Annotated in this window: 22 protein-coding genes, 6 tRNA genes and 1 pseudogene; 5 read left to right on the forward strand and 24 right to left on the reverse strand. The window is 38.0% G+C overall.

The genetic code is table 11. From position 1 onward, the window contains the following. Positions 1 to 6: 6 nt before the first annotated feature. From phoU to FN924_RS10755, 15 genes are all read right to left on the reverse strand, one after another. A complete protein-coding gene (gene phoU / locus FN924_RS10685) occupies positions 7 to 663 on the reverse strand; it encodes a phosphate signaling complex protein PhoU (RefSeq protein ID WP_143894358.1) in 657 nt (218 codons plus the stop codon). 21 nt (positions 664 to 684) lie between these two features. After that, positions 685 to 1,494 carry a phosphate ABC transporter ATP-binding protein PstB gene (gene pstB, locus FN924_RS10690; protein ID WP_143894359.1) on the reverse strand — a complete coding sequence of 270 codons (810 nt, stop codon included), beginning with the start codon at positions 1,492 to 1,494 and terminating at the stop codon, positions 685 to 687. A gap of 11 nt (positions 1,495 to 1,505) precedes the next feature. Beyond that, positions 1,506 to 2,375 (reverse strand): phosphate ABC transporter permease PstA, encoded by an 870-nt coding sequence (pstA, locus tag FN924_RS10695; protein WP_143894360.1) that lies wholly within the window; start codon positions 2,373 to 2,375, stop codon positions 1,506 to 1,508. Beyond that, on the reverse strand, positions 2,375 to 3,307 hold the full coding sequence (pstC, locus tag FN924_RS10700) for a phosphate ABC transporter permease subunit PstC (protein WP_143897188.1): 933 nt from the start codon (positions 3,305 to 3,307) through the stop codon (positions 2,375 to 2,377). The genes pstA and pstC overlap by 1 nt, the downstream gene beginning before the upstream one ends. 110 nt (positions 3,308 to 3,417) lie before the next feature. Next, positions 3,418 to 4,425, reverse strand: coding sequence for a PstS family phosphate ABC transporter substrate-binding protein (locus tag FN924_RS10705; RefSeq protein WP_143897189.1), 1,008 nt, complete (start codon positions 4,423 to 4,425; stop codon positions 3,418 to 3,420). 219 nt (positions 4,426 to 4,644) lie between these two features. After that, positions 4,645 to 6,762 (reverse strand): peptidoglycan D,D-transpeptidase FtsI family protein, encoded by a 2,118-nt coding sequence (locus tag FN924_RS10710; protein ID WP_143894361.1) that lies wholly within the window; start codon positions 6,760 to 6,762, stop codon positions 4,645 to 4,647. A gap of 73 nt (positions 6,763 to 6,835) precedes the next feature. Further along, a complete protein-coding gene (locus tag FN924_RS10715) occupies positions 6,836 to 8,107 on the reverse strand; it encodes an MFS transporter (RefSeq protein ID WP_143894362.1) in 1,272 nt (423 codons plus the stop codon). A gap of 137 nt (positions 8,108 to 8,244) precedes the next feature. Next, the gene (gene sodA, locus FN924_RS10720; protein WP_143894363.1) at positions 8,245 to 8,856 is read right to left on the reverse strand and encodes a superoxide dismutase SodA; all 612 of its coding nucleotides are present in this window, start codon (positions 8,854 to 8,856) and stop codon (positions 8,245 to 8,247) included. Between the two features lie 251 nt (positions 8,857 to 9,107). Beyond that, a tRNA-Phe gene (locus FN924_RS10725) sits at positions 9,108 to 9,180 on the reverse strand. A gap of 135 nt (positions 9,181 to 9,315) precedes the next feature. After that, positions 9,316 to 9,408, reverse strand: a tRNA-Ser gene (locus FN924_RS10730). A 17-nt stretch (positions 9,409 to 9,425) separates the two neighbouring features. After that, positions 9,426 to 9,502 (reverse strand) — tRNA-Ile (locus tag FN924_RS10735). Between the two features lie 10 nt (positions 9,503 to 9,512). Then, a tRNA-His gene (locus FN924_RS10740) sits at positions 9,513 to 9,588 on the reverse strand. 5 nt (positions 9,589 to 9,593) lie between these two features. Continuing rightward, a tRNA-Met gene (locus tag FN924_RS10745) sits at positions 9,594 to 9,670 on the reverse strand. A gap of 1 nt (position 9,671) precedes the next feature. Beyond that, positions 9,672 to 9,746, reverse strand: a tRNA-Asn gene (locus FN924_RS10750). A 241-nt stretch (positions 9,747 to 9,987) separates the two neighbouring features. Then, the gene (locus tag FN924_RS10755) at positions 9,988 to 11,619 is read right to left on the reverse strand and encodes a Na/Pi cotransporter family protein (RefSeq protein WP_143894364.1); all 1,632 of its coding nucleotides are present in this window, start codon (positions 11,617 to 11,619) and stop codon (positions 9,988 to 9,990) included. 369 nt (positions 11,620 to 11,988) lie between these two features. Between FN924_RS10755 and FN924_RS10760 the strand changes: the two are divergent. Then, positions 11,989 to 13,351 (forward strand): annotated as a pseudogene (locus FN924_RS10760) (IS3 family transposase). 63 nt (positions 13,352 to 13,414) lie between these two features. On the opposite strand, the gene FN924_RS10765 reads toward FN924_RS10760, so the two are convergent. Continuing rightward, complete coding sequence (locus FN924_RS10765; RefSeq protein ID WP_143894366.1) at positions 13,415 to 14,047, reverse strand: NfeD family protein; 633 nt, start codon at positions 14,045 to 14,047, stop codon at positions 13,415 to 13,417. A 118-nt stretch (positions 14,048 to 14,165) separates the two neighbouring features. Here FN924_RS10765 and FN924_RS10770 point away from each other — a divergent pair, with 118 nt between their 5' ends. Together FN924_RS10770 and ispG are read left to right on the forward strand one after the other, a co-directional pair. Continuing rightward, on the forward strand, positions 14,166 to 14,531 hold the full coding sequence (locus FN924_RS10770) for a LysM peptidoglycan-binding domain-containing protein (RefSeq protein WP_143894368.1): 366 nt from the start codon (positions 14,166 to 14,168) through the stop codon (positions 14,529 to 14,531). A 161-nt stretch (positions 14,532 to 14,692) separates the two neighbouring features. Beyond that, complete coding sequence (ispG, locus tag FN924_RS10775) at positions 14,693 to 15,796, forward strand: flavodoxin-dependent (E)-4-hydroxy-3-methylbut-2-enyl-diphosphate synthase (RefSeq protein WP_143897190.1); 1,104 nt, start codon at positions 14,693 to 14,695, stop codon at positions 15,794 to 15,796. Between the two features lie 35 nt (positions 15,797 to 15,831). Here ispG and FN924_RS10780 read toward each other — a convergent pair whose 3' ends face one another. After that, entirely contained in the window at positions 15,832 to 16,272 is a 441-nt protein-coding gene (locus FN924_RS10780) for a DUF4190 domain-containing protein (protein WP_143894370.1), read from the reverse strand. Positions 16,273 to 16,432: 160 nt separating this feature from the next. Here FN924_RS10780 and FN924_RS10785 point away from each other — a divergent pair, with 160 nt between their 5' ends. Continuing rightward, positions 16,433 to 16,717, forward strand: coding sequence for a DUF2624 family protein (locus tag FN924_RS10785; protein ID WP_143894372.1), 285 nt, complete (start codon positions 16,433 to 16,435; stop codon positions 16,715 to 16,717). A 48-nt stretch (positions 16,718 to 16,765) separates the two neighbouring features. Here the strand turns inward: FN924_RS10785 and FN924_RS10790 are convergent, their stop codons facing one another. Then, positions 16,766 to 17,659 carry a deoxyribonuclease IV gene (locus FN924_RS10790; protein WP_143894374.1) on the reverse strand — a complete coding sequence of 298 codons (894 nt, stop codon included), beginning with the start codon at positions 17,657 to 17,659 and terminating at the stop codon, positions 16,766 to 16,768. A 48-nt stretch (positions 17,660 to 17,707) separates the two neighbouring features. Next, the gene (locus FN924_RS10795) at positions 17,708 to 19,012 is read right to left on the reverse strand and encodes a DEAD/DEAH box helicase (protein ID WP_143894376.1); all 1,305 of its coding nucleotides are present in this window, start codon (positions 19,010 to 19,012) and stop codon (positions 17,708 to 17,710) included. Between the two features lie 162 nt (positions 19,013 to 19,174). Here FN924_RS10795 and FN924_RS10800 point away from each other — a divergent pair, with 162 nt between their 5' ends. After that, on the forward strand, positions 19,175 to 20,119 hold the full coding sequence (locus tag FN924_RS10800; RefSeq protein ID WP_143894378.1) for a 4-hydroxy-3-methylbut-2-enyl diphosphate reductase: 945 nt from the start codon (positions 19,175 to 19,177) through the stop codon (positions 20,117 to 20,119). A gap of 30 nt (positions 20,120 to 20,149) precedes the next feature. Here FN924_RS10800 and FN924_RS10805 read toward each other — a convergent pair whose 3' ends face one another. The 5 genes from FN924_RS10805 to rpoD all read right to left on the reverse strand — a co-directional run bounded on the left by FN924_RS10805 (position 20,150) and on the right by rpoD (position 24,201). After that, on the reverse strand, positions 20,150 to 21,250 hold the full coding sequence (locus tag FN924_RS10805; RefSeq protein WP_143894380.1) for a Nif3-like dinuclear metal center hexameric protein: 1,101 nt from the start codon (positions 21,248 to 21,250) through the stop codon (positions 20,150 to 20,152). Continuing rightward, positions 21,240 to 21,947 (reverse strand): tRNA (adenine(22)-N(1))-methyltransferase, encoded by a 708-nt coding sequence (locus FN924_RS10810; protein ID WP_143894382.1) that lies wholly within the window; start codon positions 21,945 to 21,947, stop codon positions 21,240 to 21,242. Before FN924_RS10810 ends, FN924_RS10805 begins: the two co-directional genes overlap by 11 nt. A 91-nt stretch (positions 21,948 to 22,038) precedes the next feature. Then, on the reverse strand, positions 22,039 to 22,404 hold the full coding sequence (gene cccA / locus FN924_RS10815; protein ID WP_143894384.1) for a cytochrome c550: 366 nt from the start codon (positions 22,402 to 22,404) through the stop codon (positions 22,039 to 22,041). A 99-nt stretch (positions 22,405 to 22,503) separates the two neighbouring features. Then, the gene (locus FN924_RS10820) at positions 22,504 to 23,031 is read right to left on the reverse strand and encodes a hypothetical protein (RefSeq protein WP_143894386.1); all 528 of its coding nucleotides are present in this window, start codon (positions 23,029 to 23,031) and stop codon (positions 22,504 to 22,506) included. A 48-nt stretch (positions 23,032 to 23,079) separates the two neighbouring features. After that, on the reverse strand, positions 23,080 to 24,201 hold the full coding sequence (rpoD, locus tag FN924_RS10825; RefSeq protein WP_143894387.1) for an RNA polymerase sigma factor RpoD: 1,122 nt from the start codon (positions 24,199 to 24,201) through the stop codon (positions 23,080 to 23,082). Positions 24,202 to 24,230: the final 29 nt, after the last annotated feature.

Below are 24,230 nucleotides of genomic sequence, written 5' to 3' on the forward strand. Positions count from 1 at the left end.
TTCGTTTTATTGATTTAAATCAAAGGATTCGCCTTTTACAAGATAAAGAATGCTTTCCCCAATATTTGTTGTGTGATCCGCGAATCGCTCAATGAACCGTGCACTAAACGCCATTTGCATCACATGCTGAATCTTTTGAGGATTTGTTGCTGTTTGCTCCAGCATTTCCCGAACTACATCTCCATACATACTGTCAACCAAGTCATCCATTTCGGATAGCTTTCTTGCTAACGTAATATCTTGCATTTCAAAGGCTTTCGTACTTAAATCAATCATCTTAATCGCGATGTCTTTCATATCCTTTAAAGAGGAATGAACAACTAAGTCATGTTTTCCTAGATGCAAGGTAGCTTTCGCGATATTAGTCGCATTGTCCCCCATTCTTTCCAAATCCGAGGAGATTTTAATAGCGACAATCAACCGACGTAAGTCTCTTGCGACAGGCTGCTCCTTCGCAATTAACAGAATAGCTTCTTCGTTAATTTGTAGTTCTTTTTTATCTAGCACTTCATCCCGTTCAATAATCTTATTCGCTAATTCTAAATCCTGCGTAAAGAGTGCATGAACTGCATCTTCTAATGCTTGCCCCGCCTCTTTAGCTAATTCTATAATTGTTGTCTCTATATTTTTCAACTCAACTTCAAACTGCTCTCTAGCAACCATAGTATCCCTCGCCTCTTCTTATTAACCGAAACGGCCTGTAATATAGTCTTCTGTTCTTTTGTCTTTCGGTGTAGAAAATAGATGATCGGTTTCAGAGAACTCTACTAATTCACCATTCAACATAAATGCTGTACGATCAGATATACGTGCAGCTTGTTGCATATTATGTGTAACGATGATAATACTGTATTTTTCTTTTAGTTCCTTAATTAGTTCTTCTACTTTCAACGTAGAAATTGGATCCAATGCAGACGTAGGTTCATCCATCAGGATTACATCTGGTTCAATGGCCAAACATCTTGCAATACAGAGACGTTGTTGCTGTCCACCAGATAATCCATATGCATTTTGATTTAAACGATCTTTTACTTCATCCCAAATTGCTGCATCTTTCAAACTTTTTTCCACAATTGCATCTAATTCTGATTTCTTTCGGATACCGTGAATTTTGGGTCCGTAAGCTACATTTTCGTAAATAGATTTAGGGAATGGATTTGGCTTTTGGAATACCATTCCAACACGGGTACGTAGTTCTTCTACTAATAGTTTATTACTGAATATGTCTTGTCCGTTATATTCAATAGTACCCGATGTTTTCACAGTTGGTACCATTTCAATCATACGGTTTAACGTTTTTAGCAACGTTGATTTTCCACATCCAGATGGTCCAATAACAGCCGTAATATCATTTTTCGGTATATCCATATTTATTTCAAACAACGCCTGACTAGAACCATACCATAAGTTAAAGTCTGAAATTTTAAACGCATATTCCTTCGGAGTACCAGTTGTCGTCTTTTTCTCTTCTCTTACCTTCATATCAATCATCATTAGTCTCCTTTTTAATATCTATTTTGGAATTTGTTTCGAATCCAAACCGCGATTGCATTCATGAATAATAACACGATTAACAGCACTATAATCCCCGCGCCAGCAACATATTGCCATTCTTCCTGAGGTCTAGCAGTCCAGCTATAGATTTGAATAGGCATAGCCGTGTATTTAGCTAATAAAGAGTCAGGAATCGTGTAAATAGCTGTTGCGGCTCCGACAATGATTAATGGAGCTGTTTCACCAATTGCACGAGATAACGCCAAAATAGATCCAGTTAAAATACCAGGAATGGATGCTGGTAATACAATTCTCCAAATCGTTTGCCACTTCGTTGCTCCCATTGCAATGGAGGCTTCACTTAATTCCTTCGGTACGGACCGAATGGCTTCTTGTGCAGCCACCACTATAACTGGCAGAATTAATAAACTCATCGTAAGCACACCAGCAATTAACGTGTAGCCAAAGTTAAAGAGATAGACAAAGAATGTTAATCCTAATAGTCCATATACGATAGAGGGAACACCCGCAAGGTTTTGAACGTTCACTTGAATAAACCTCGTAAAACGATTTTTCGCAGCGTATTCCTCTAAATACAACGCAGTAGAAACACCTAAAATAATCGATATTGGGGCAATTAATAACATTAAAAAGACGGAACCCATTATTCCCGCGAACATACCTGCTTTATCTGGATATGGCGCTGGGAAGTTTTTAATAAAATCTATATTTAAATAACCAAGACCTTGGTTGAGCACTCGATAAATAAGTAACGCTAAGAAAACTAATCCAATCATTGTTGCTAGGAAAAATAAATACTTAAAAATTCGGTTTTTCCAAACTCTTCTTTTTAAACGTTTTTGATTCATTATATTCGCCATTAGTAATCCTCCCTGAACTTACGGGAAACGTATTGTGAGATGATATTCATGATTAATGTAAATACAAATAGTGTGATACCTACCGCATAGATACTATAATAAATAGTCGATCCATACGTCGTATCTCCTGTAGCTCCTTGCACGATAAACGCTGTTAAGGTTTGAATCGATTGCGTTGGATCAAACGTTAAATTAGGTGATGCACCAGCAGCAATCGTCACGATCATTGTTTCACCAATTGCTCTGGATAGAGCTAATACAATGGATGCTATAATTCCAGATAATGCAGCTGGGATAACTACTTTTGTCGTTGTTTCTAATTTTGTTGCACCAAGTGCCAATGCTCCTTCACGTAAACTTTTCGGAACTGCACTCATCGCATCCTCGGACAAAGATGCTACCATTGGTAATATCATAATTCCGACCACAATCCCTGCACTTAATGCATTAAAGATTTTAAGCTCTGGGACAATTTTCATCAAAATTGGTGTAATGAATGTTAAAGCAAAGTATCCATATACAACTGTTGGGATACCAGCTAGAACTTCCAAAACAGGCTTAATAATTCTTCTAGTTCTATCTCCTGCATATTCACTTAAAAATATGGCAGAAGCCACACCTAACGGAAGTGCTACACAAGCTGCAATAAACGTTACTAAAATAGTTCCACTGATTAAAGGAAATACACCGAAATGTCCAGTCCATGGTGACCAATTCGTACCTGTAAGAAAATCAAGTACAGAAACGTCAGAAAAAAAGGTAAAGGACTCTCTTAGTAAAGTAAAGATAATTCCAATCGTGGTTAATACAGAAACAGCTGCACAAAGCAACAAAAATATTGGAACAGTTTTTTCCGTAGCTTTCAATCTTTTGTTATTCGCTTTGTTTTCTGCAATCCGGTCTTGTATAGAGTTTGTATGATTCTGTTTCATAGCATTCACGTTATGACCCCTTTAACTTTTTTAAACGTGGACAGGGTCAGACCGTACCCTGTTTAAAGGCACGCCTAACCCTACCACAATCTTATGGAAATGTTTAGCTATTATTTTCCAGCTAACGATTTAATTTCTTCAAGTTGAGAAGTGTACTTATCTTCTGGAAGTGCTACGTATCCAACTTCCTCCGCAGCAGAAGCTGCATTCTCAAGTGTGAATTTCACAAAATCATATACTTGAGGTTTCTCTTTCAGAGAAGCCACATTCACATAAGTGAACAATGGACGAGAAAGTGGAGTGTAAGATCCATCTTGTACCGTTTCTGGAGTTGGTTTAACTGGGTTACCATCTCCATTATCGATACCAAGTACTTTAAGTCTTTCTTCGTTTGCTGCATAGTATGCATACCCGAAGTAACCAATTGCATACGGATCGCTTTCAATACCAGTTACAAGCGTATTGTCATCCTCAGAAAGAGTCGTGTTTTCTCCCTCTTTCATCGGCTTTTCTTCAAGAATTACTTCGTTGAAATAATCAAACGTACCAGAATCATGTCCAGGGCTATAGATTTTGATTGTTTCTTCTGGCCATTCTGGGTTAATATCAGACCATTTAGTAGATTCATTATCTGCCAAGAAAATTTCTCTTAATTGATCAATTGTGATGTTTTCAATGAAATCATTTTCTTTACTTACTACAACAGAAAGTCCGTCTTTCGCAATTTCTAATTCTTTTAATTCAATTCCATTTTCTTCCGCGATCGCTTTTTCTTCATCTTTGATTGGTCGAGATGCATTACTTAAATCAATTTCACCAACAGTAGATTTTTTAAATCCACCACCAGAACCTGAAGAGTTTAAAGAAACTTCCACTTCCGGTTGTTCTTGGTTATATTGATATGTTAAACCTTCCATGATTGGAAATACAGTTGAAGATCCATCGATTGCAATTGCTCCAGATAATTCTTCAGAAGCTTCAGCAGACTCGTTCTCTCCTGTGTTTCCTTCAGAATTTGTTTCGCCTTCTTCTTCTTCTTCTGCTCCGCCACCACAAGCTGCAAGTACACCAACTGTGATTAATAGCATTGCAAGCAGTGCTAATAATTTTTTAGACATTTTCATAATGACTGTTTTCCCCCTACATATTAGTTTTCAAAATTGGGCTTGGCTATCTCAACCACAATTACATCTTAACGACTTAGTGTTAAGGAAGAATTAATAGAATGTAAAGAAAGTGTAAATTTGCGTAGAATTTTGTATAAAGTCGCTTTATTAGGAAACAAAAAAACTGCCCTTTTGGGCAGTTTTTTTACGTTATCATTCTGTAGTTTTTTCTTAATTACTATCCTTCTCTTTATTATCCTTGAGATTCATATCTACTCCATTTTGCTGTCTTTCCTTTTTCAATTGAAAATAAGCATCAAGGATTCCTCTACCAATTGTGTGGTTAACTGCATATTTTCCTTCATAGGTACCTGTATTCGGGACAACAACTGCAAACGCAACCTCTGGATTGTCATATGGTGCATATCCAACTAGTGTCAAATTTTCTGTTTCTGCAATCAGTTTGCCGTCCTCATAGATAGCATTCTGTGCAGTTCCTGTTTTCCCCGCAGGCTTATAAGAAGCCCCAGCCCAGTATCTGTTGTTAGCTGTACCACCCGAACCATGGAATACATTGATAAACCCTTGCTGAACCCGCTCAATATATCGGTCATCCATCTCAATTTTGTTGAGTACATCTGTATTGTAATTTTTCACAACTGGTCCTAACTGTTCATCAACAGAAGGTTGACGAACTTCGTTTACAAGCTTAGGACGAATTCGATATCCATCGTTTGCAATCGTGGACACATATTGAGCTAACTGTAGGGTAGTAAATGTATCATACTGTCCAATCGCAAAGTCAAGCAAGTTACCTGCTTGCGGATTTTGTCCTTTATATCCGTTTGCCTCATATGGTAAATCAATTCCGGTTTCCACTCCCAAACCGAATTGTGCAAAATAATTTCTAAAATCTTGGAATGCATTCGTATTCGTTACATTTAATGCATCACCACGAACATAGTTATAGTCTCCTAACATTCTCATTGCCACGTAGAACATATATACGTTAGAAGAACGTTCAAGTGCTTCTAAATCATCAACCCAATCTAAATCCTTCCAGGAACTTTTCTCTGGAGTTCCGGCAATCTTAATTGGATTATCATAGAATGACGTACCAGGTTGAATCAGACCTGCATCGTAACCGGCCAAAACGGTAGCACCTTTTACCGCAGACCCCGGTCTATGCTGATCATATACAACGCGGAACGATTCATCTACAATTTTATTTTCTTCTGAATCGTAATGCTGTCCAGATAAGGCGAGCACTTCCCCCGTCTTAGGATTCAACATTGCAACTAATGCATCATCTACATATCGATTTAATCCACTCTCACTTCTGATTGCTTTCAGCTCTCGTTTCACAATTTGATCCACACGTCGCTGTAATTCCATATCAATCGTTAAAACAAGATCATTTCCTCTTTGACCTTCCACAACGACTTCGGAGTCTACGACTTCTCCATCCTTGTTGGTCGTATAAAGGATCTGTTCTTTCGTCCCGCGCAAGACACTTTCGTATTCCTGTTCCAATCCACTTATCCCTACACGGTCATTACGACTGTAACCGTTCGTTAGGTAGAAGTCTTCATTTTCACTAGGAATGCCTTCCTCTCTGTCTGTAATACTTCCAATATAATTAGCAAAGGTCTGTCCAAAAATTCGTTTACGTTGCCAGTCAATGGATGCATCAATTCCTGGAAGGTCTTTTAAGTGTTCTGCAATTTGTGCATATTCTTCCGGAGATACTCCTTCATTTTTAATGACATGTGGAGTTAATTCCGATGCTGCATCTAGCTCACGTTTAATCGCAATAACTTGGATTACATCTTCATTCCAATCAATCGTAGCCAAATCTTCTTCCGTAATATGATCGAGCAACGCTTGATATTGGTCAGAAGGTTCCATCTCCTTCTCTTTTTTCGTTAAGCGACTTGCTGCTACTTTGGCATTATTACCTTGTAGATACCAATACTCTTTTTTATCACGTTCACGTAACTCGTCATACGGATACTCCAATTTCATGTATTCGGCAAGCTTTTCTGCTAATTGTAACCTCTCTTCAGCAGAAGCACCATGTTTCGGAGCCGTGTACGTTATAGAACGAACAGGTTCGTTGTCTAAAATCAATCTTCCATATCGATCATACATTTTCCCTCTCGGAACTTGGTTCTTACTCGTATCTTTCACCGTTCGATTTATTTTATCTTGCGCTTCTTCTCCGTTTAGTATTTGAACAACACCAAGTTGTAATATGAGTAACGAAAACAATAGAAACACAAAGACAAATAATATATTTAAACGAAAGGGAAGCTGGGAACGCTTTTTCTTTTTTTTCTCATCAACCATTTGGCTTCCTCTCCTTTTCTCCTCTTTAAAGACCTCCTTTATTATATCATCAGAATTTAAATCCATCTATCCTCTATCTATTTTCTTCTTCAACTAATTCTCGCTTAACAGCATGATGCTCTGTTAACGGATTTGTTATCGTTACATCTTTTACGAAGAAGTAGATAGCAAAGTGGCCAATTCCTAAAGTTAAAAACAAATAAGGAATTGCTGTCTCCGGCTCAAAAATGGTTATGGCAGAAATAAATATTATAATAGAAGAAACCCGTCCCATGTTTGTAAACAATTCACGTACAACAATGTACTCAATCCTCATTTCTGCTGCTTTCCAACCCCTTCCAATCACATCAAATGTCATTGACATATATGGAACGAATAACGTAGGGTAACCTATTCCAATTATCGCTCCATATATTAATAAGGTAATATAACTTGTTTCTAATAAAATCAGAAAAATCGCTAAGTATAGAATCAACCCACCGACAAATACGGACCACTTCCGCATATGAGGTTTGATAATCCGGGTAATGACATAATAAAAGAAAAAGGAAACACCTGAAAATACTAAATTGAACGTACCTAAAGCTAATTCACTCTGTGTTGTGATAAATACCCAGATAGAAATAACAAATACAAACATACCTTCCCGGAGCCCCTGACTAAAATGGGCATGTAAAATTCGTTTCCAATCTTTATTATGTTTTCTTTCCTGGAGAATTCTCCTTAATTGAAACTTTCCCTCCGCCGACCTTCTTTTCATAAACATCGTAGAAATGACAGCAAGGATAAACATGATAAAGGAAATGGAAAAGATAATGGTGTATCCTTGAAAATTATTAAATCTGGATATGATATAACCTGCAAGTACAGGACCAACTGCTCCCCCTAAAGATTGAAGAACGCCCTGAAATCCATTGAAGAAGTCCCTCGTTTCTGGTTCGGTAACCTCAAATATTAATACATTAAACGCTAGCCAATAGAATCCCGCTCCCACACCGAGCAAAGCACCTAAAAGAATGTTAAATGTTGCCGCATTCTCTCCGACTAAAAGGACCGTTAAAAAAAACAGGGATAAAGAAGAGACTCCCAGTCTTAATACAATGACTCGATCTATTTTTTTAGCAAACTTACCCGCTACGATAAATGTTAATGGTTGTAAAACATATACAGCTAAGTTATATAGGGCTATATCTAAAAATTCACCAGATTGTTTCCATAAGTATATATTAACGAACGTATTGGATAAAAATATTCCTAAGGCGTGCAATCCACCAATTGTCAGAAGTAATTTTAAATCTTTATCAATTTCTACGTCTTTCGGTATAGCTCCTTGATGTAAGTTCATATCTCCTGTCTCCTTTTTGTATCTACTTATAGTCTTTTCAAAAAGGAGATGAATATTCAATAAGAACTGAAGCCAAGGCTATTTTAAGCATAAAAATACTCCCAATGAAAACATTCATTGGGAGTATTTTATAACTATTATTTTGCAGCTTTATACAGCTCGTTTACTTTATCCCAGTTTACTACATTCCAGAATGCTGCAATGTAATCAGGGCGTTTGTTTTGGTATTTTAAGTAATACGCATGTTCCCAAACATCTAATCCTAAAATTGGTGTTTTCCCTTCCATTACAGGAGTGTCTTGGTTAGGAGTACTTGTTACTTCTAATTCACCGTTGTTCACAACTAACCACGCCCATCCAGATCCGAAACGACCTGCACCAGCATTAGCAAATTCTTCTTTAAATGCATCGAAGCTACCGAATTTACTGTTAATTGCTTCTGCAACTTCCCCTGTCGGCTCCCCACCACCATTTGGAGAAAGAAGCGTCCAGAATAAGCTGTGATTTGCATGTCCACCACCGTTGTTACGTACGGCAGTACGAATACTTTCTGGTACGTTGTTTAAATCAGAAAGTAATTCATCTAATGATTTGCTTTGAAGATCTTCGTGACCCTCAAGAGCCCCGTTTAATTTTGTTACATAAGTATTGTGGTGTTTCGTATGGTGAATGTTCATTGTTTCCTTATCAATGTGTGGTTCTAATGCATCATATGCATAAGGTAACTCTGGTAATTCAAATTTTGCCATGAAAATTCCTCCTTTATTTTATCTATAAGAAAAACAACTTACAATGTTTTTCCTTTTCATTCAAAGATTATCAAATGGCCCAAAATCTTGCAACCGTTATGCTTGTCCTTACAGAAACTTTATCATGCTCAAATATGTAAAGCTATTGATTTAGCTTAAGTTGCATTAAAAAGAGAATTCCCTAAAAATTGCCTGTATATTCACAACAGGCAAAATAAAAACAAGTACTTTTTGTACTTGTTTTTTAAAAATGGCTCGGGACGGAATCGAACCGCCGACACACGGATTTTCAGTCCGTTGCTCTACCAACTGAGCTACCGAGCCATGATAAGAATTAGTTTTGATATATTTCTCTCGCACCTTACCGGAATTTCGTAGCAATCTCAAAGCTAGTTAATTCCACGATGATTTATTTCCTTACCTCGAACAAAATAACTTATAAAATACTTATGTAAAAGATGGCGGAGGAGGAGGGATTCGAACCCCCGCGAGCCGTGAAGCCCCTGTCGGTTTTCAAGACCGATCCCTTCAGCCGGACTTGGGTACTCCTCCGTATATCGATTAAAGTATGGTGGACCCTGCAGGACTCGAACCTGCGACCGATCGGTTATGAGCCGATAGCTCTAACCAACTGAGCTAAGGGTCCTTGTGGTTAATGGGGCGACCGGTGGGAATCGAACCCACGTATGCCGGAACCACAATCCGGTGCGTTAACCACTTCGCCACGATCGCCATAATGGTAGCGGCGGAGGGAATCGAACCCACGACCTCACGGGTATGAACCGTACGCTCTAGCCAGCTGAGCTACGCCGCCATGGCTCCACAGGTAGGATTCGAACCTACGACCGATCGGTTAACAGCCGATTGCTCTACCACTGAGCTACTGTGGAATACTATAAAATTAAAGTCACTAGAACGGCTTGTCCGTCACCGTCATATCTAAGCGACGAATTATAATTTATCATATAAAAAAACAGAAGTCAATACCAATTCGTTTTCTTTATTGCTAATTTAATAGGCAACAAAAATAATATAGCACGTACATAATCGTCATTCAAGGTATTTTTTACATCTTCTTCATATTATTTGTCGATAAAAGATAGTAAGGGGGAATTTCCTCCCCCTTACGGATTAGTGTTGTTCCCCTAAAACTTCCTCTGCAATGTTTACAGCATGATCTCCGATTCGCTCCAAGTTACTTATAATATCCACGAATACAATCCCTGCTGGCCCAGTGCAAAAGCCTTCGTTTAATCGAATGATATGTTTTTTACGATAGACTCTTTCCATTTGATCAATCTGATCTTCTTTTTGTACAACTGCTTGTGCAGCTTCACGGTCCATACGTCCCAGTGCGCCTATTGCCTGTTTTACGGTAATAAGTGTGAGATCAAACATATCGTTCAAGTCTTGTTGTGCTTGTTCTGTTAATACAACCTTATTGGAAATTTTATAATCAATTAATTCTACAATGTTTTCAAAGTGATCCCCTATTCGCTCAATATCTCGTACAGAGTCCATCAAGGTAGAGTGCTTCTGGCTATCTGCCTCTGATAAGGAAGTACTAGAAAGCTCTACTAAATAATTCGTAATCTCCCGATCTAAGTTGTTTAAGGCTCCCTCAATTTGTAGGGCCATATCCGCATGCTTCTGAATATGATTGTTTAAATAAAGTCCCGCTTCTTCCAGTCCTTTATATGCATAATCACCCATACGAATGACTTCTTCCTTCGCTTGATCTAACGCAACAGCAGGAGACTGATGTAAGAAAATTGGATCCAAATGCTTCGGTTTGTACTCTACCACTACATCTTCACCAGGAATTAATTTCGTTACTACTACAGCAAGTAATCCAATAAACGGAAATTGAATAATGGTATTCGTTAAGTTAAATCCGCCGTGTGCAAAAGCGATCGTCATTTCTGGATTTAAGTTCAGTTGATCCTGCAAGAAATGGACAGCTTTCTCATAAACGCCTAAGAAAATCAGAAACACCGTTGTTCCAATCAGGTTAAACAATACATGCGTATAGGCAGCACGTTTAGCTGCAATACTCGCTCCGATGGACGCTAAAACAGCGGTAATGGTTGTTCCGATGTTATCCCCAAATAGAACAGGTAACGCTGCATCAAGTGTAATGGCCCCTTGATCAAATAGTCCTTGTAAGACACCTATTGTTGCACTAGAGCTCTGTACAATAACGGTGAATAATGTTCCGACAGCAACCCCTAAAAATGGATTGTCACTCATATTGACTGTTAAGTCATGAAATGCTTGGACTTCTCGTAAAGGCTTCATTCCGGCACTCATTAATTCCAGTCCGTAAAATAATGCACCAAATCCAAAAATGGATTGTCCAATATTTGTTACTTTTATGTTTCTAAAGAAGAAAATTAAAAATGCACCGACAGCAACAATTGGGAGCGCATATTCCCCAATATCAATTCCAATAATGAACGCCGTAACAGTCGTTCCAATATTGGCACCCATTATGACACCGATGGCTTGTCTAAGTGTCATAAAGCCAGCATTTACTAAACCTACCGTTAAAACAGTTGTACCAGAGCTACTTTGGATAAGTATTGTAACGATTATACCTGCAAGTACGCCCATAAACGGGTTACTTGTAAACTTGTCCAATATATCTCTTAGCCGATCCCCAGCCGACTTTTGGAGACCTTCCCCCATAAATTTAATACCAAGCAAGAAAATCCCTAATCCACCAATAAATTCAAAGATGAGTTCTTGTACGTTTAATTCCAATAGTTAACATCCCTTCATGCTTTCTTTATCTTAGACACTTCTATCATTATTAATTAATTATGAAGTTTTTGTAAAGGAAAACCGATGAAATTTACACTAATTTTACAAAACTCGTGATTATTGTCGAAATATTATTATGAATGTCTGTTTTCACTTTCGTAAGTGCAGACTTCTGTAATCATTTTAGTATTGTTACAGATACTCATTTCTATCCGTAAATCTATAATAAGTTACATTACTAAGATAGTCCCTTATTCGTTACTTCATCTTTCCTGTTATCCAAAAGTGAGCAAAACCTAAAAAGACGCCTCAAGCTGTTGAACTGCACCCCAATTGTTAGACACTCAACAATTGGAGGTGCAGTTTTTTATGGCTAAATTTACTCAAGAAAATAAATTAAATGCAGTTCAAAGATATTTAGAAGGTAATGAGAGTTATCATTCTATTGGAGAATCACTGGGGACGTCTTCAAGTGTGATAATGAACTGGGTGGCACAATATAATCTTCATGGTTTAGAGGGATTATTAAAGAAATCCTATGCAAGTTATTCAGAACAGTTTAAACTAAAAGTGCTTAACTATATGATTGAGCATGGGACGTCACCTAATGAAACAGCCGCGATTTTTAAAATCTCCTCTCCAGGTATGATTAGAAAATGGAGGATCCTTTATGAAAAAGGAGGAGTAGACGCCCTTAAACCGAAGAAAAAGGGGCGTACACTCATGAAAAAAAAAATAAGAGAGATACACAAAAACAAGTACCAACTGATAATTCTATTGAAGCTCTCAAAGCTGAAGTAAAACAGCTACGAATGGAGAATGAGTATCTAAAAAAGTTGAACACCTTAGTTCAAAACAAGGAAAAATCACCAAACAAGACAAAGCGAAAATAGTCTATGAACTAAGGAATGACTTCTCGGTGAAAGCACTTATAACGTTGGCAGATGTACCACGTAGTACGTACTACTACTTCGTTAAACAATTAGATCGTCCAGATAAAGATGCAGAACTAAAAATACTTATAAAAGAAATTTATTATGAACACAAAGGACGATATGGTTATCGTCGTATTCGAGATGAGCTTGTGAACCGTGGGTACAAAGTTAATCATAAAAAAGTTCAACGAATCATGAAGGGATTAGGTTTGAAAAGTATGGTTCGTATGAAGAAATATCGTTCTTATAAAGGGAAAGTAGGTAAGACAGCACCAAACATATTGGACCGTAACTTCAAGGCAGAAAAGCCAAATGAAAAATGGGTAACAGATATTACTGAGTTTAAATTATTTGGGGAGAAACTCTACCTATCTCCTATTCTTGATTTATTTAATGGTGAAATTATTACTTACACGATTGGTTCAAGACCTACATACTCACTTGTTTCAAACATGTTAGAGAAGTCTTTTGAACGATTAACAGATAAAGATAAGTTAATTCTTCACTCAGATCAAGGATGGCATTACCAAATGAGGCAGTATCGCCACGCCTTAAAGGAGCAAGGGATAACACAAAGTATGTCACGTAAGGGAAACTGTTATGACAACGCAGTGATAGAGAATTTCTTTGGAATTATGAAATCTGAATTTCTATACCTCAATGAATTTGATAGCATTGATCATTTTAAACAAGAACTTGAAGAATACATGAATTACTATAACAACAAACGTATTAAGACAAAATTAAAAGGCAAGAGTCCAGTACAATTCCGAACTCTTGCCCAACAAGCTGCTTAATAAAATTATCTGTCTAACTTTTTGGGGTCACTTCACTGTAAGCTTAAGACGTCTTTTTAGGTTCTATTGTATAACCTCTGTTACTAATATTTTCGTACCGTCTACTTGTGTCACTTTTACTAACGTTCCTTTTTCTATCCACTTCCCATTTGATATGGCACTGTACTCGTTCTCGCCAATCCGAATTGTCCCTACAGGTCTCATATCTGTTACTGTTATTGCTCTCTGTTCCACTAACGACTCATAACTACTGTTGATAGAGTTATACCCTTCTTCTTTCGTTAAGCGGTCTATAAGCGCTATTTTCGTCCACATATCTCTTCTTTTATATACTTTCAAGAACAGTAAAGATCCGAATCCCCCAATGAGTACCCCTAAGATTGCATAGAATCCAGCCGCCCAATTTGGAGCGGTTAATCCTACCGATATTAGCATAGCTACAGATCCGATCGTCGCCAGAGTTCCATCATTTAAAAGCTTTCCATCGATTATAATCAGGAGGAGCCCTACAAAGTAAATAGTAATCATAAGGAAAAAGGTTCCCGTATCTAAATAGGACAAGAAATAAACGGAAATAAAAGCGATACCAACTAAAGCAAAAACACCTTTTCTGTTCACTAAGAGCTCTCCAAATAAAAATAAAGTACCCAATCCTGTAATAATGAAAGTAATCCAATCGAAGGCTAATAATTCCATGTAAACCTCTCCTCTATTTTCTATATGGTATTATACGGATGAAAGGAACAAGAAGTTTCAAGAAGGATTTTCATTTTTAAAACGGAATATTTACATATAGTCAGGAGGAACATCCCTTATGGAACTTTTAAAAAAACTTGTCCCTATTGTCCTTATTATATTGTTCCTAATGAGCATTTATAAAGATTTAACGGGGGGTGTATTACTTACCGACAATCAAGCTACAGTAGCAAATCAGATAAAGGATGAAAAAAATGAAACACCGCCCTCTAAGGACAATTCATCTAAAACGATTAAAGCGGTAGAGAAAAAAGTGAAACCGGGAGATACCGTTTTGTCTATTGTGGAAGAGCTAAACAATATTGGGGAAGGGATTTCCATCCAACAAATTCAGGAGGATTTCAAAATTCTAAATCCTGGTGTAGACCCTAATAATATCCAGATAGAGGCAACCTATTTGTTTCCAATATACAAAGAAGATTAATTTTTTAAGGTTTGTTACTTCTCATTTCTATTCAATCCGATTATAATGGACAGTGGTACACCATACATTGGTCGTATTCATCTTCGTATAAACGAAGGCCATAGATACTGATTGAAAGCATCCGAAGCATTTTTATCGGAAAAGGAGCGATTCATGTGGCAATAACACATAGAAAAGATACGCGACCTGTTAAGGTCGGTAACGTTGTTATAGGTGGGAAGAATGAGGTTGTTATTCAATCCATGACCACAACAAAAACCCACGATGTCGAGGCTACGGTAGCAGAAATTCTTCGCTTAGAAGAAGCTGGGTGTCAAGTTGTACGTGTAGCTTGTCCAGATGAGCGTGCAGCAAATGCTATCCCAGAAATCAAAAAGCGAATTAACATTCCTTTAGTAGTAGATATTCACTTTAACTATAAACTTGCCTTAAAAGCAATCGAGGGTGGTGCGGATAAAATTCGCATTAACCCTGGTAATATCGGAAAAAGAGATAAAGTAGAAGCTGTTGTAAATGCAGCGAAAGAAAAAGGCATCCCAATCCGAATTGGAGTTAACGCTGGATCTCTTGAACGACACATCTTGGAGAAGTACGGATACCCAACTGCGGATGGTATGGTAGAAAGCGCGCTTCATCACATCAAAATCTTAGAAGACTTAGATTTTCATGACATCATTGTGTCCTTAAAAGCATCGGATGTGAATCTTGCTATAGAAGCTTATGAAAAAGCGGCAGAAGCAATCCCATATCCTTTACACCTAGGAATAACTGAATCTGGAACGTTATTCTCCGGTACTGTAAAAAGTGCTGCTGGCTTAGGCGCTATCTTAAGCAAAGGGATTGGCAATACTATGCGGATTTCTTTAAGTGCCGATCCTGTTGAAGAAGTTAAAGTAGCCAGAGAGTTGCTTAAATCATTTGGTCTTGCTTCTAACGCTGCGACGCTTATTTCTTGTCCGACGTGTGGTAGAATTGAAATTGACTTAATTAAAATTGCAAACGAAGTGGAAGAATACATCTCCACCATTAAAGCACCAATAAAAGTTTCTGTATTAGGATGTGCAGTAAACGGACCTGGCGAAGCTCGCGAAGCGGATATTGGAATTGCTGGTGCCCGAGGAGAAGGCTTACTATTCCGTCACGGTGAAATTATCCGTAAAGTTCCAGAAGAGACGATGGTAGAGGAACTTAAAGTGGAAATTGATAAAATTGCGGAAGAATATTTTGCAAAACAAAAAGAAGAAGAAGAGAAACAAAACGCATAAAAAAAGGGAGCGAACATTCCGCTCCCTTTTTTTTATCATATAAATGGGGCTATAAACATCGTAATCACAATGGAAACAGCACCGATAATTATCGATGTGTTCCCTAGTGTATCTGCACCTCTACCTTTGGATACAAATCCTAAGATAATCCCGACAGCTGCAAACAAGATCGGCATCGTAAAAAAGGATAATATAGTTAAAACTAATGCCGTCCAACCAATACCAGTTCGCACCTTAGAGCGCATATTCGTCATTTGCTCATCCGAATGAATTGGTCGGTTAAAGTCATTTGCAGTCATTTCTTGGGCAAACTCTACGTCCTGTTTATATGGCTCATCTAAAGACCACAGTTCTTCATCTTGAATGATTGGTTGTGATCCTTGTTGGCCAGCATTTAAAACATTTGGTTCCTCTTCCATTGTTTCAGGGTCTTTCTCCATGTTATCGACTTCATGCTTGCGATTCGATTGTTCCATGATCAAACCCTCACCTTTCTTTTGTTGAGGTGCCTTTATAGTATGTGAAATTCGCTTATTTATTTACGTGGTATGATTCACTATTTGCGGTTAAACATGGCACAAATATCATTCCATCGCATAAGATAAAACAACGATTATAAGATGAGGAGTTTTACTTATGAGTGGAATGATGAAGAAAATGGCGCTAAAGAAATTAAAAACGCTGAAGCCAGATGAGCTTATTCAATACAGTAAAGAATACAACATTCCTATTTCAGGGCAACAAGCAAACGACATTGTAAGCTATATTAAAAAAACAAAACTAGACCCCTTTAAAGAAGCAGATCGAATGAAAATGTTTAAAAAGTTAGCTCAAATCACGGATTTACCTACTGCACAAAAAGGACAGAAATTATTTGTCAAAATGATTAAAGAGTATGGGGTTGAATCTTGGTTTGAATAAAGACTATAAAAAACCATGAACGAAAATTCGTTCATGGTTTATTTTACCTTATTGCTCCATTATCTTTTCTTTTAAATCAGATACAAATCCCTCGCCTTTTAACATTTCGATTTCAAAACGGTAAGGAGGCTTTTTGTTTTTCTTATCTTCCCCAACATAAGGAGTCTCCAATATTTTAGGAAGCTTCTCAAGCTGTGGGTGGTGCACGACATAACGAAGCGCATCAAAACCAATATGACCAAATCCGATATTTTCATGGCGGTCTTTTCTTGCACCAGTAGGATTTTTACTATCATTAACGTGAATTACTTTAAGACGATCTAATCCGATAATCCGATCAAATTCTTCAAGGACTCCATCGAAATCGTTGACGACGTCATATCCTGCATCATGGATGTGACACGTATCCATACAAATAGATAGCTTATCACTATGTTGAACGCCATCGATGATTCGGGCAATCTCTTCAAAATTACTACCAATCTCTGAGCCTTTTCCAGCCATCGTTTCCAGAGCAATTTGTGCTTTTTGACCAGAATGAAGCACTTCGTTTAAGCCTTCTATAATTTTTTCCATTCCTTTGTCTACTCCTTCTCCTACGTGGGCACCAGGGTGTAGTACAATTTGTTTCGCTCCAATTGCTTCTGTTCGTTCAACCTCATTTCTAAGGAAATTAACACCTAACTCAAATGTTTCTTTTTTCGTTGTATTTCCAATATTGATAATGTAAGGGGCATGTACCACTATTTCTTCTAAGCCATTTTCTTTCATATGTTGAAGTCCTGCTTCAATATTTAATTCTTCAATCGGCTTTCTTCTCGTATTTTGTGGAGCACCTGTATAGATCATAAATACGTTGGAGCCATAGCTGGCTGCTTCTTTGCTAGAACCTAGAAGCATTTCTTTACCGCTCATCGAAACATGGGAACCAATTTTAACCATCGTTACACCTCTCCTCTTTTTTCTAAACCTATCTTATCATAATTCGACTTATTTTTTGAATTTGTTACGATTTATTTTGCGCTTTGCCTGCTCCTGTTGCTTTTTCATTTTCTTTTTATAGCCTGGCTTTACTTTTTTAGGCTTTCTAATCCGCTTCCAAGCCTCTTTCTCTACTTCTGACTCCACCTTTTGGCGCTTTTTCCGTTCATTCCAAGCCTTGGTTTCCATCCATTCCCCATCTTTAATATCATAGGAAGTAAAGGTTAATCCTTTTTTCTCTAATCGCTCAATTAAGGTCATGTCCTCCTCTTTAAACAAACTAATCGCTGTACCTTCCATTCCTGCTCGCGCTGTTCTCCCAACTCGATGGATGTAAAATTCCTCTTCATTCGGAAGCTCCGCGTTAATCACATGGCTTACTCCTTTTATGTCAATACCACGCGCTGCTAAATCAGTCGCAACAATGTATTGATAGCGAAGAGACTGAATGTCTTTAAGTACACGTTTACGTTCTCTTGGTGTCAATCCACCATGCATAAGACCGACTTCAAACCCTTTCCCTATTAGCTCTTCTGAAAGAGCATCCGCTTGATCTTTACCATTTGTAAAAATAATAGCTAGATATGGCCGAATCGTCTCTGAGATCCGAATAATCGTATCTGCTATCGAGCGATGTCGCAATGGAACTAATCGGTGTTCCATCGTTTCTGGAGACAATTTATCATCCATCTTAAAGTAATGTGGATTTTCTAAATATTTCTTAAGAAATGGTTGAAGCCTTTCTGGAATGGTTGCTGAGAATACCATGACGGATGATCTTGGGTTAGATCGAACGAGAATCTTATCGATTTCTTGCATAAGACCTAAATCCAACATTAAATCCGCTTCATCCACGATAAAAGATCTTATAGCACCAAAGTCTAGGGCACCTTCTTCTATTAAGTCTAATAGTCGTCCAGGTGTCCCTATCACAACATGTGGCTGTTCTTTTAGCTTCTCAATGGTTTTCTTTTTATCAGTGCCTCCAATAAGAAGCTTTACTGACCATTTTTGCTCGGAATATTCCAGCATTTTCTTTGCTTCTTCGTATATTTGCATTGCAAGCTCTCTTGTTGGTGCGGCCACAACATATTGGACCATCTGTTGTTCTTCTTTGATATTATTCAGAATAGGTATTAAATACGAGTGCGTTTTTCCTGAACCAGTATGTGACTGCCCAATAATACTTTCTCCTCTTAGTGCGGAAGGAATGACCTTCTGTTGAATAGGAGTTGGTGCTTTAAATCCTAGCTTGTCGATAATTTGGTTCATGACTGGAGTTAGCGCATATTGTTTAAATTCATGATTTTCCATTGTAAATCTCCTTTTATCTTACTTTCCCTACTTATTATAGAGAAGTTATAGTATAAATGCACATATATCTGTAACTTTTATCTTTGTCATAATCTAGTTTTACCCTTATAATAGTTGTGATGCCCTTAACATAATTATTTTTCGTTCAGAGGGGGAACTGACATGGAAGTTATTAAAATTGCACCACGAGGCTATTGCTATGGGGTTGTTGATGCAATGGTTATTGCGCAAAATGCGGTAAAAGATCCAAACTTACCACGCCCCATTTATATACTTGGAATGATTGTACACAACTCTCACGTTACTCAAGCATTTGAAAGCGAAGGTGTTATTACATTAGACGGAAAAAACCGACGTGATTTATTAGAAGATATTGAGACTGGTACGGTTATTTTTACAGCACACGGTGTGTCACCAGAAGTTAAAGAACGTGCTCGGGAAAAAGGCCTTACCGTATTGGATGCCACCTGCCCCGACGTTACAAGAACACACGACTTAATAAGAGAAAAAGTAGCGGAAGGCTATGATGTCGTGTACATTGGTAAAAAAGGACATCCTGAGCCTGAAGGAGCTATGGGTGTTGCTCCCGGACATGTTCATCTTGTTCAGACAGAAGAGGATGTCGAACTGTTAGAATTAACGAATGATAAATTAATTGTGACGAACCAAACGACGATGAGTCAATGGGATGTTTACGACGTCATGCAAAAAGTGAAGGAAAAATTTCCACAAACAGAAATGATTCAAGAAATTTGCATGGCGACACAAGTGCGACAAGAAGCAGTTGCCGAACAGGCCAAAGAAGCTGATTTAACACTTGTTGTTGGAGATCCGAGAAGTAATAACTCGAACAGACTAGCACAAGTCTCTCAAGAAATTGCTGGAACAAAAGCATATCGAATTGCTGATGTTTCCGAGATTCAATTGGATTGGCTGCAAGGTGTTGAAAAAGTTGCTGTAACTGCCGGGGCTTCTACCCCAACACCAATTACAAAAGAAGTCATTAAGTTTATCGAGCAATTTGACTCCCGTAATGAGGAAACTTGGAACATCGAGTCTACGGTTAAGCAAGATAAAATCCTACCGAAAGTAAAAGTAAAAAAATAAAGGAAGGAGCTAGGCTCCTTCCTTTTTCTTCTACAACAGTTGAAAAGGCTCTGTGTTTGCTTCCGAGACAATGAAGGATACTCCTTCTGTTATTTGCTCTTCGAAATATTCCTTTACCGCTTCTTTCATTACCTTCTCTACATAGTGCCCAGGATCAATGACAGACAATCCTAATGCCCACGCATCCTGTGCTTCATGGAAGGACATGTCACCAGTCACATACACATCAGCATCTGTTGCTGCAACTTCTTCTACGAAATCTTTTCCACTTCCACCTAATATAGCAACTCTTTTGATAGATCGCTTAAGATTACCTGTAACCCGCACAAATGGTACATCTAGACGCTTCTTTATAAAGTGAGAAAACGCTTCTAACGTCATCTCGCTTCGAAGATCACCAATTCTGCCTGCTCCATATACCTTCCCTTGATTTTCTAAAGGATAAAGGTCATAAGCAACTTCTTCATACGGATGTGCCTTTTTTAGTGCATCTAAAATGACATGAAGCTTTTTTGTAGGTAGTATGGTTTCAATCCTAGACTCTTCTACTTTTTCGATAGTTCCTTTTTCACCTATAAATGGATTAGTTCCTTCAAGTGGTTTAAATTGACCAAATCCATTTGTTTCGAACATACAATCACTGTAGTTTCCAATATGTCCTGCTCCGTTATCTCCAAGTGCTCTCTTCACTTCATCTACATGGGTATTCGGTACAAATGCTACTAGCTTTAACAAGCGGTCCGACTCAGATGGAAAAAGGACCTCTGTATTCTCCACATCCAATACCCTAGCGAGCATGTCACTAACTCCATTTTCCGCAACATCCAGATTTGTATGGGCTGCGTAAACGGTAATATCATGCTTTATAAGCTTTTGAATTAATCGACCTTTTGGAGACTGAACATTAATGGTTTTCAACGACTTAAACAGCATGGGATGGTGTGCAAAAATAAAATCTACATTTTTCTCGATTGCTTCATCTACAACCTGATCTAACACATCAAGTGTTACCATCACCTTTGTTACTTCTTTTTCATAGGAGCCAACCTGTAATCCACTATTATCCCAATCATAGGCAAGCTGCGCCGGTGCCCATTCTTCGAATATACGTATAATGTCTTTAGCCTTCATTGTTTAAAACCTCCTCAATAATGGCTATCTCACGCTTAAATGTGCTTACTCTTTCTTTATCTACTTCACTGGCTTTTATCATTTGATGTAAGGCATTCTCTCTTTTCTCCTTCTCTATCGTCCATTTCTCTTTGAAAACATCAGAAGAACTATTCTTTAGAAAAGGGCCAATTAACAAATCTTTTTCATCCAATGTAGCAATCGGAGTCTCTTTGTGGTCCGCTATTAGGATTTCGTAAATATGCCCTGCCTCTTTCACAATTTCCTCTTGCACGATTTCAAAGCTATAGTCGTATAGCCACTGGCGAACCGATCTCGCATCTACATTCGGTTGCAGAATCATTCTGCTTACACCAGTTAGTCTTTGTTTACCTTCGTCTAAGATTTGAGCGATTAAGCTACCGCCCATTCCTGCTATGACTACTTCCTTTACCTCATCACTTGGTTGTATGACCGTAAGGCCGTTCCCCCTTCGAACTTGAATTCGATTCGTTAAGTCTGCACGTTCTACATTTTGTTTTGCACTTAAAAAAGGACCTTCATTTAATTCGCCAGCTATTGCTCTGGCACGGGTATCTAAACGGCACACATAAAGCGGTAAATAAGCGTGATCAGATCCAATATCCGCAAAAAAAGTAGCAGAAGATAGATGTGCTGCAATTCGTTTTAGACGCTCTGAAATCTGTTTTTCTGCCATGTCTGTCCCTCTCTTTAGGTTAGTATGTAACTACTATGAAAGAAGAGCCTTCTGACATAATCAGAAAGCTCTCTTTCCCGTTTTACATGTATTATTTCTTCTCCGCTAACCAAGCTGCTATCGCTTCTGCTTGTTCCGCATCAACAAGGCCAGCTGGCATTCCAGTACCTTTACCATTCATAATAATATCCTGAATCTCTTCTTGGGAGTATTTACTACCCACTTCCTGAAGACTCGGTGCACCACCTGCACCGCCTGAAAGATCGGCACCGTGACAACCTGCACAAGTATTTTGGAAAACAGCTTCTGGATCGGATGCTGTTGCTTCACCTTCAGTCTGCTCCCCGCTGTTTGCAATTTCGTCTTGTTGATCCAATCCTACGAAAGATAGGACGATCATAGCTAAAATACCTAAAACCGCAATGAGAGCATAAGGAATAACTGGGTTCTTTTTCATGTTCTTTTACCTCCTTATGTAACCCCTTTTCATTCATACAGACAAACTATGTATATTTTACTTTAAAATCTATAAAGAGAAAAGGGAAACATATGAAAATTAGTAAATGATGATATAAACAAGAATAATGACACCTATAATACCGGAATAAAATAGGTACTTTCTCTTTAATTTCTTTCCTAGCCATATCCAAACTATACAATGCATACATGTAAGGATATGGATATAAAGCGAGTTTTGGAATGTAAATTGTACAAGTTGGATGCTTGTGATAAATAGTAACAGTAATGAAATTTCTAGTGAAAAATCCAGTCCAAAGCTTTGTTTTCTCTTAAAATATACGTACAAAATTACAGATAAGGCCACAAAAAGTATTAATATGGAAATTTGCATTATCATCTGAAGTTCAGTAAAATAAATGGTAAGAAATGCGAGCGGTAACAAGAGCACATCCACTAGCATCAGGAATGATTTCCACTTGTTACCACTGGCGCTTTCAACCGTTTCACTTAATTCTCCTTGAGAATACAATGCTAATAGAAAATCACAGTATGTTTCCGGGAGCAAATTATTCTCTTTCCAATAATAGATTTCCTTCATGATGATTTGTTTGCGACCATCATTCATATCGTTCCCTCCGCTTTTAAAAGGAACTCCTTAAAAAAAGGCTGTTTCTTATTCAAGGAAATCTTTTAACCTTTTGCTTCGACTCGGATGACGTAATTTTCTAAGTGCTTTTGCTTCAATTTGTCTTATTCTTTCACGCGTAACTCCGAACACTTTACCTACTTCTTCCAGTGTTCTAGTACGACCATCGTCTAAACCAAACCGTAAACGAAGGACATTTTCTTCACGATCCGTTAAGGTATCTAGTACATCTTCTAATTGTTCTTTTAATAACTCATAAGCTGCATGGTCAGAAGGTGAAGTTGCTTCTTGGTCTTCAATAAAGTCACCTAAATGAGAATCATCTTCCTCTCCAATAGGTGTTTCTAATGAAACGGGTTCTTGAGCTATTTTCAAGATTTCACGCACTTTATCTGGCGTTAGTTCCATCTCTTTTCCAATCTCTTCTGGACTCGGTTCGCGCCCTAAATCCTGTAATAACTGTCTTTGTACCCGGATCAATTTATTAATCGTTTCGACCATATGAACTGGAATACGGATTGTTCTAGCTTGGTCTGCAATAGCTCTCGTAATGGCTTGACGAATCCACCATGTTGCATACGTACTAAACTTGTAACCTTTTCTGTAATCGAATTTTTCAACTGCTTTAATGAGACCCATATTTCCTTCTTGAATAAGATCTAAGAAAAGCATTCCTCGACCAACATATCGCTTTGCAATACTAACGACGAGTCGAAGGTTAGCTTCAGCTAAACGTTTCTTTGCTTCTTCCTCACCATCTTCAATTCGTTTAGCAAGTTCAATTTCTTGAGCTGCAGACAGAAGGTCTACTCGACCAATTTCTTTTAGGTACATACGAACAGGATCATTAATTTTAATGCCAAGAGGGACACTTAAATCATTTAAATCAAACTCTTCCTCCTTGGAAAGCTGTTGCATACTAGGATCTTCCTCGGAATCTCCAATTACTTCTACACCTTGTTCACCTAAATGTTCATAGAATTCATCCATCTGATCGGATTCTAATTCAAAGTTAGACAGACGCTCAGCTACTTCTTCATATGCGAGAACCCCTCGCTTTTTCCCTAGCTCAACCAATTGTTCCTTTGCTTGATCCAAGGTTAGCTCTGTTTCATTTTCTTTCGGCTGTGATGGCTTATTTTGCGCCATGAGCTCTCCTCCTTCCGACAATCTACACT

The sequence above is a fragment of the Radiobacillus deserti genome, assembly GCF_007301515.1.
Lineage (GTDB): Bacteria > Bacillota > Bacilli > Bacillales > Amphibacillaceae > Radiobacillus > Radiobacillus deserti.

Bases quoted from the DNA above. Each gene is read 5' to 3' on its own strand.
- FN924_RS10705 (WP_143897189.1), bottom strand. From the start codon at position 4,425: ATGTCTAAAAAATTATTAGCACTGCTTGCAATGCTATTAATCACAGTT.
- pstC (WP_143897188.1), bottom strand. From the start codon at position 3,307: ATGAAACAGAATCATACAAACTCTATACAAGACCGGATTGCAGAAAAC.
- FN924_RS10795 (WP_143894376.1), bottom strand. From the start codon at position 19,012: ATGGAAAATCATGAATTTAAACAATATGCGCTAACTCCAGTCATGAAC.
- FN924_RS10790 (WP_143894374.1), bottom strand. From the start codon at position 17,659: ATGGTTAAAATTGGTTCCCATGTTTCGATGAGCGGTAAAGAAATGCTT.
- FN924_RS10780 (WP_143894370.1), bottom strand. From the start codon at position 16,272: ATGGAACAATCGAATCGCAAGCATGAAGTCGATAACATGGAGAAAGAC.
- FN924_RS10710 (WP_143894361.1), bottom strand. From the start codon at position 6,762: ATGGTTGATGAGAAAAAAAAGAAAAAGCGTTCCCAGCTTCCCTTTCGT.
- FN924_RS10770 (WP_143894368.1), top strand. From the start codon at position 14,166: ATGGAACTTTTAAAAAAACTTGTCCCTATTGTCCTTATTATATTGTTC.
- pstA (WP_143894360.1), bottom strand. From the start codon at position 2,375: ATGGCGAATATAATGAATCAAAAACGTTTAAAAAGAAGAGTTTGGAAA.
- FN924_RS10715 (WP_143894362.1), bottom strand. From the start codon at position 8,107: ATGAACTTACATCAAGGAGCTATACCGAAAGACGTAGAAATTGATAAA.
- cccA (WP_143894384.1), bottom strand. From the start codon at position 22,404: ATGAAAAAGAACCCAGTTATTCCTTATGCTCTCATTGCGGTTTTAGGT.
- rpoD (WP_143894387.1), bottom strand. From the start codon at position 24,201: ATGGCGCAAAATAAGCCATCACAGCCGAAAGAAAATGAAACAGAGCTA.
- FN924_RS10765 (WP_143894366.1), bottom strand. From the start codon at position 14,047: ATGGAATTATTAGCCTTCGATTGGATTACTTTCATTATTACAGGATTG.
- FN924_RS10810 (WP_143894382.1), bottom strand. From the start codon at position 21,947: ATGGCAGAAAAACAGATTTCAGAGCGTCTAAAACGAATTGCAGCACAT.
- pstB (WP_143894359.1), bottom strand. From the start codon at position 1,494: ATGATGATTGATATGAAGGTAAGAGAAGAGAAAAAGACGACAACTGGT.
- phoU (WP_143894358.1), bottom strand. From the start codon at position 663: ATGGTTGCTAGAGAGCAGTTTGAAGTTGAGTTGAAAAATATAGAGACA.
- sodA (WP_143894363.1), bottom strand. From the start codon at position 8,856: ATGGCAAAATTTGAATTACCAGAGTTACCTTATGCATATGATGCATTA.
- FN924_RS10800 (WP_143894378.1), top strand. From the start codon at position 19,175: ATGGAAGTTATTAAAATTGCACCACGAGGCTATTGCTATGGGGTTGTT.
- FN924_RS10820 (WP_143894386.1), bottom strand. From the start codon at position 23,031: ATGAATGATGGTCGCAAACAAATCATCATGAAGGAAATCTATTATTGG.
- FN924_RS10805 (WP_143894380.1), bottom strand. From the start codon at position 21,250: ATGAAGGCTAAAGACATTATACGTATATTCGAAGAATGGGCACCGGCG.
- FN924_RS10785 (WP_143894372.1), top strand. From the start codon at position 16,433: ATGAGTGGAATGATGAAGAAAATGGCGCTAAAGAAATTAAAAACGCTG.